This is a genomic window from Aeromonas sp. R4-1 (assembly GCF_040908325.1).
GTDB classification, from domain to species: Bacteria; Pseudomonadota; Gammaproteobacteria; order Enterobacterales; family Aeromonadaceae; genus Aeromonas; species Aeromonas veronii.
Window position 1 is genome coordinate 84058 of record NZ_JBFODM010000059.1, and the last position, 6563, is coordinate 90620.

At 59.4% G+C, this 6563-nt stretch carries 4 protein-coding genes; all 4 read left to right on the forward strand.

All coding sequences use genetic code 11. From position 1 onward, the window contains the following. Nucleotides 1-3 precede the first annotated feature (3 nt). The 4 genes from mukB to def all read left to right on the forward strand — a co-directional run bounded on the left by mukB (nt 4) and on the right by def (nt 6304). Nucleotides 4-4431 carry a chromosome partition protein MukB gene (gene mukB / locus AB5Y90_RS09545; protein ID WP_368166840.1) on the forward strand — a complete coding sequence of 1476 codons (4428 nt, stop codon included), beginning with the start codon at nt 4-6 and terminating at the stop codon, nt 4429-4431. A gap of 256 nt (nt 4432-4687) precedes the next feature. After that, entirely contained in the window at nt 4688-5074 is a 387-nt protein-coding gene (locus AB5Y90_RS09550) for a septal ring lytic transglycosylase RlpA family protein (RefSeq protein ID WP_164979957.1), read from the forward strand. Nucleotides 5075-5318: 244 nt separating this feature from the next. Beyond that, nucleotides 5319-5801, forward strand: a complete 483-nt coding sequence (locus tag AB5Y90_RS09555; protein ID WP_139747306.1) for an N-acetyltransferase — start codon at nt 5319-5321, stop codon at nt 5799-5801. After that, nucleotides 5801-6304 carry a peptide deformylase gene (gene def / locus AB5Y90_RS09560; RefSeq protein ID WP_139440848.1) on the forward strand — a complete coding sequence of 168 codons (504 nt, stop codon included), beginning with the start codon at nt 5801-5803 and terminating at the stop codon, nt 6302-6304. The genes AB5Y90_RS09555 and def overlap by 1 nt, the downstream gene beginning before the upstream one ends. Nucleotides 6305-6563: the final 259 nt, after the last annotated feature.

Below are 6563 nucleotides of genomic sequence, written 5' to 3' on the forward strand. Positions count from 1 at the left end.
CCGGTGCGAGGCAAGTTCAAATCCCTGACCATGGTCAACTGGAACGGCTTCTTTGCCCGTACCTTCGATCTCGACCAGCTGGTCACCACCCTTTCCGGCGGCAACGGCGCGGGCAAGTCCACCACCATGGCGGCCTTTATCGCGGCGCTCATCCCCGACCAGTCACTGCTCCATTTCCGCAATACCACGGAAGCGGGATCGAGCAGCGCCTCCCGTGACAAGGGGCTCTACGGCAAACTGCAGCGCGGCCACTGCTACTCACTTCTGGAAGTGATGAACAGCCGCGAGCAGCGGATCTGGGTCGGCGTCCACCTCGAGCAGGTGGCCAACCGCGACAACAAGGTCAACATCACCCCGTTTGCGCTGGTGGATGTGCCGGAGAATCTGGCACCGACCGATCTGCTGCTGGAGAAGCTCGATGGCGGCAAGGGGCGGGTACGTGCCTTTACCGACCTGAAAGGGGCGGCCGCCGAGCTGGGGGCGCTGAAAGTCGCCAAATTCAATACGGTGACCGACTATCACAACTTCATGTTCGAGTTCGGCATCACCCCGAAGAAGCTGCGTGATCAAAAAGATCGCGGCAAGTTCTATCGCCTGATCGAAGCTTCTCTCTACGGCGGTATCTCCTCGTCCATCAGCCGTTCCCTGCGCGAATACCTGCTGCCGGAGAACTCCGGGGTGCGCAAGGCGTTTGCAGACATGGAGGCGGCCATCTATGAAAACCGCCGCACGCTGGAGGCCATCAAGGAGACCCAGGGTCAGCGGGATCTGTTCAAGAACCTGATCACCGAGACTACCCACTATGTGGCCGCTGACTATGTGCGCAATGCCGCCGAGAAGAGCCGCCTCTCCGAGCTGGCCCTCAAGGCTCGCCAGGAGCTGGCCGACAAGCGCCGCATTCTGGCCGAAGAGAAGCAGCGCGCCATCTATCTGGCGGATGAGGTGGAGCAGCTCACCAACCGCGAGAAACTGCTGACCGACGAGCTGGAGTCTGCCTCCGAGCATCTGGCCAAGGTGATGGCGGCCGTCAGCTTGCAGAAGAAGATCGAGATGTACCGCGCCGATCTGGCGGATCTCTCTGACAAACTCGAACAGCAGCAGGCGGTAGTGGAAGAGATCCATGGCCAACTGCTGGAGGTGGAAGAGCGCAAGGAGCTGGCGCAGGCCGAGGTAGACAGCCTCAAGACCCAGCTGGCCGACTACCAGCAGGCGCTCGATATCCAGCAGACCCGCGCCATCCAGTATCGTCAGGCGGTGCAGGCCCTCGATGCTGCTCGCGAGCAGTGCGAGCTGCCGGGGCTGACCGCCGAACAGGCGAGCGACACCCTGCATCAGTTCCGCGCAGCCGAGCAGAGCCTCACCAGCCGGGTGCTGGGGGCCGAGCAACAGCTGGCACTGGCCAAGGCGGCAGTGGCCGAGCACGAAGCGGCGCTGGCGCTGCTGCTCAGCATCGCTCCGGAAACAGTGCGCGAGGCCGCTTGGCCCACAGCCCAGGCGCTGCTCAAGCGTCACATCGAAGACAAGGCTCGCATCGCGCAGGGGCAGGGGCTGCGCGCAGCGCTGGCTCGCCTCGAGAAAGAGAGCGAAAGCCAGAAGAGCCTCTTCAAGCTGCGTGACGAGCTGCAGCAGGCCTCTGGCCAGCTGATTGCCAGCAGCGACGAGCTGGAGATCTTCCTCGAAGCCCAGCGCACCCGTCAGGAGGAGCTCTCCGAGCAGCAGGCGGAGGTGAACCAGCGCCGCGCCAGCCTCGAGCATCAGGGCACCCAGCTGGGCCGTGATATTGCGGAGCTGACCAAGCTGGCGCCGCGCTGGCTGAAATCGTTCGAGAAGCTCGAGCAGCTGCGCGAGCAGAGCGGTTTGCCGCTCGCCACCGCCGAAGAGCTTTCGGCCGGTATGCAGACTGTGCTCGACAAGGAGCGCGAGTTCGAGCAGGAGAGCAACCGCATCGCGGCGCAGAAACAGGCGCTGGAGCTGCAAATTCGCAACCTGCAGTTGGGTGCTGGCGAAGCGGATCCCCGTCTTGCCCGCATCGCCGAGCAGGTGGGGGGCGTGCTGCTCTCCGATGTCTATGACGATATCTCCATCGACGATGCCCCTTACTACTCCGCGCTCTACGGCCCGGCTCGCAGCGCCCTAGTGGTGCTCGACCTCGAAGGCGCCATCGAGCGGCTGAAAAAGCTGGAAGATTGCCCGGAAGATATCTACCTGATTCAGGGCAACCCCGACTCCTTTGACGAGGATCTCGTGGAAGCGGACGAGCTGGGGGACGCCGTGCTGGTGCGCACCAGCAAGCGTCAGGTGCGCTTCTCACGCTATCCCGAGCTACCGCTGTTTGGTCGCGCCGCCCGTGAAAAGCGGATCGAGCAACTCGACCTTGAACGCGAAGGGCTCATCGAGGGTTACGCCAAGGCCGCTTTCGAGCAGCAGAAGTACCACCGTCTCTACGGTCACTTCCGCGACTTTATCGGTCAGCATCTGGATATCGCCTTCCGCCCCGACCCCGAAGCCGAAGTGCAGGCCAAGCAGGCCGAGCTGCGCGCGCTGCAAGGAGCCATCGGCGAGTGCGACAAGCAGCTGAGTGATGCCAAAGCGGCCGCAGCCCAGCTGACTCGCCATATCCAGCTGGTGCAGGGGATGCTGCCCTTTGCCCACCTGTTTGCCGAGACTGAGCTGGCGGCCCGTCTCGAGGCGGCTCACGCCGATGTGGAAGCGCTAAAACAGGCCGAAGCCTTTATCGCCAAGCACGGCAAGTCGCTGGATAAACTGGAAACCATGGTGCAGGTGCTGCGTCAGGATCCGCAGGATCTGGCCGCGCTGCAGGCAGCTTACGATGAGGTGAGCGACCTGCTGGCCGAGCAGAAGCGCCGTTGCTACGCCCTCGATCAGCTGGTGGCCCGTCTGCCGCACTTTGCCTATCAGGATGCACAAGACCTGCTGGGCAAGGCGTCCGAGATGAGCGAGCGACTCAAAGAGAAGCTGAAAGCAGCCGAGCTTGCCGCCCGCACCGCTGGCGAGCAGCACAAGCAGATTGCCCAGCGCCACACCGAGGCGTTGCAGCTGCGCACTGCGCTGAACTCCAGCGTCGAGGCCAAGCGCCAGACCCTGACCGAGTTTGAGCAGGAGCTGGCAGCCATGGGGCTGACCCTCTCTGACGATATGGAAGAGAAGGCGCGCGCCCACAAGAAAGAGATCGAAGAGCTGCTGATCCGCACCCGTTCCCGTCGCACCAGCGCCGAGGCCCAGCTGCAGTTAACCAAGCGCGAGATCGAATCCCTCGGCGGTCGTCTCAAGCTGGAAGGCAAGGATTACTACAGCGCCCGTAAATCTCTGGTGGGTCACAAGGCGAGCTGGTCGCGGGTGGTGCGACTGGCTCGGGAGACCGACGTCGAGAAGCGCCTCAACAAGCGCGAGCTGGCGTACCTTGACAGCGACGAGCTGCGTTCCATGTCGGACAAGGCCCTCGGCGCCCTGCGGGTGGCGGTGGCCCACGACGAGGCCCTGCGCGATGCGCTGCGTCTCTCCGAGGGCAACCGCAGCACCGAGCAGAAGGTCGCCTTCTACGTGCAGGTCTACCGTTACCTTAAAGATCGCATTCGCAACGACATCATCCGCTCCGATGATCCTGTCGAGGCGATCGAGGAGATGGAGATCGAGCTGGCCCGTCTGGCTGACGAGCTCAAGCAGCGGGAAACCCATCTGTCGCTCTCCTCCCACGAGGTGGCGGCCAAGATCACCAACATCATCCGCCGCGAGCAGAACCGCATCCGGGTGCTCAATCAGGGCTTGCAGAACATCGCCTTCGGTCTGGTGCGCGGGGTGCGCCTCAACGTCAATATCCGCGAGGCCCACACCCGTCTGCTGACGGCGCTGGCCGATCAAACCGCCATGCACAACGATCTGTTCGCCGACAAGGAGCTCAGCTTCTCCGAGGCGATGGCCAAGCTGTTCCAGCGCCTCAATCCGCAGATCGAGCAGGGGGATCGCAGCTATCAGGTGATGGGCGACGTGCTGCTCGACTATCGCAACTATCTGGAGCTGGAGATCGAGGTGCAGCGCGGGGCCGATGGCTGGCTGCGTGCCGAGAGCGGCGCGCTCTCCACCGGTGAGGCGATCGGTACCGGTCAGGCCATTCTGTTGATGGTACTGATCAGCTGGGAGGAGGAGTCCCGCCGTCTACGCGGCAAGGATATCGCCCCGTGCCGTCTGCTGTTCCTCGACGAAGCGGCCCGTCTGGATGGCAAATCCATCGCCACCCTGTTCGAGCTGTGCGAGCGGCAGGATATGCAGCTGCTTATCGCGGCGCCCGAGAACATCAGCCCCGAGAAGGGCACCACCTACAAGCTCATCCGCAAGGTGCAGGGCAAGCACGAGCACGTGCATGTGGTGGGTCTGCGTGGCTTCGGCTTCGCCGATGACAAGCTGATTGCCTGAGAAGTTTCTGGCCCATCCCGACACGGGATGACCGGTAACTAGTTGAAAGGGAGGCATTTGCCTCCCTTTTTACATGGAAGATATGGCAAAGTAGCCGCACCGTCGCTGCTGCCTGACAACAAGGCGAGTAACATGGTGAGTGCCTTGGATCTATGGCAAGGTGAGAGCTCCCGCCTGCAAGTGTGTCGCCAGCGTCACCGGTCGCATCGAAGAAGAAAAATTGCGCATAGCGAAAAGAAGAGAGGAGAGGGGAAAGGTGCAACATATCCAGAAAGGGCTGCAGTTATCTCTTTGCCTGCTGCTGGCCGCCTGTAGCAGCCGTTATGACGAGAGTCACGGCGGCAGCTGGCGCGGCTATAGCGAAACCGGCTATGCCAGTTATTATGCCGACCGCTATCACGGCAAAAAGACCGCCAGCGGCGAGCTCTATCGCAACAACCTCAATAGCGCCGCCCATATGGAGTTGCCCTTTGGCGTCATGGTGCGGGTTACCAACCTCGCCAACGGCAAGAGCGTAGTGGTCAAGGTCAATGACCGTGGTGCCTTTAAAAGCGGGCGTATTATCGATCTCTCCAAATCGGCTTTTAGCACCATCGGCAATATTCGCGACGGGATTATCAAAGTAAAAATAGAGGTGCTCTAGGGAAGGTGCGAATAAGTCACCAAACATAAAAATGCGCCCTTGTAAGCATTTGAATTTAATAAACTAAATTTTTCAGTTTCGTTGTGGAGGGTGCTTATTCGCACCCTCCATAAGACATCCAAATGAGAATTTAATTTGGGCTCAAGTTCAGTGGTAGTGGTATAACCTGCTATCGCGGGAAGGCATACCAAAAGATGGTGCTGACCATCAGCGCGTCGATATGAGGTAGGCAGGGAGGACGATAATGGGTATTGAACTTGTAGATGTACCGCAAAGTGAATTTGAGCAGGTCTTTACTGCCGTGAAACAGGGGATTTTTCCCTATGTTGAGGCGCTCTTTGGCTGGGATGACCAATTTCAACGCGAGCGACTAACCAGCTCCTATCTGCCGCAATGGTTTTCGTGGATTTTGCATGGGGGAGAGCGCATTGGTCTGTTATGTAGCAAGCCATATGAGGATGCCCAGCATGTTCACCTGCTGATCATTTTCCCTCAGTATCAGGGGCGGCAGCTTGGCGCTGCCGTGATGGAACGGCTTCATCAGGAGGCTGAGCGTGAGGGGAAATGCCGGGTCACCTTGTCCAGTTTCACAGACAACCATGGGGCGATACGGTTTTATGAGCGCCTTGGTTACAACGTGGTCGAAGAGGATCAAGAGTTTGTCTCCATGTCCCGGCCGTTGGGCTGTGACCTCGGATTGAAAAAAGTGGTTAATGGAGAGTTGTGATGGCAATTTTGAATATTTTGACGGCTCCCGACCCCAAATTGAGGCTCAAGGCCGAGCGGGTTGAGGATATCGCTGCCGTACAGGGGCTGATCGATGACATGCTGGAGACCCTGTATGCGACGGAAAACGGGATTGGCTTGGCCGCGACTCAAGTCGGGCGCAAAGAGGCAGTCGTTATTATCGACTTGTCCGAGAGCAGGGATCAGCCGCTGGTTTTGATTAATCCACAAGTGATAAGCGGTATTGAAAAGGTGCTTGGACAAGAGGGATGTCTCTCCGTGCCGGATTACTACGCGGATGTCGAGCGTTACAGCTCGGTGGTGGTATCTGCACTGGATCGAAAAGGTAATCCGATCACCATCGAGAGCAGCGATTTTTTGGCCATTGTCATGCAGCATGAAATTGATCATCTGGATGGCAACTTGTTCATTGATTACCTGTCACCGCTCAAGCGGCAGATGGCACTCAAACGAGTTAAAAAATCTCTGAAGTCCGCCAGTTAACATCTGCAGATAGTGGCTGGCCGTTTTAGTTATGTGGAGAGCAGGCAGAATGAAAGTGGCAAGATGGAATGTCAGGGTGCTGTTTGGCCGCAATAGCAGTGAGGTGCGGGGACGTTATGGGTTGAAGGCTCTACTGTTGCTGGGAACATTGTGGGTAGCTCTCCCCCTTAACCATCCCCTCATATGAGCGAGGCGTGGCGCGGCTTCTGAGGTATGATCGCCATCCTTGACCAGCTAATACCCAACAGACTATCCCCAT

Coding starts and splice junctions, on each gene's coding strand:
- AB5Y90_RS09555 (WP_139747306.1), top strand. CDS start 5,319: ATGGGTATTGAACTTGTAGATGTACCGCAAAGTGAATTTGAGCAGGTC.
- def (WP_139440848.1), top strand. CDS start 5,801: ATGGCAATTTTGAATATTTTGACGGCTCCCGACCCCAAATTGAGGCTC.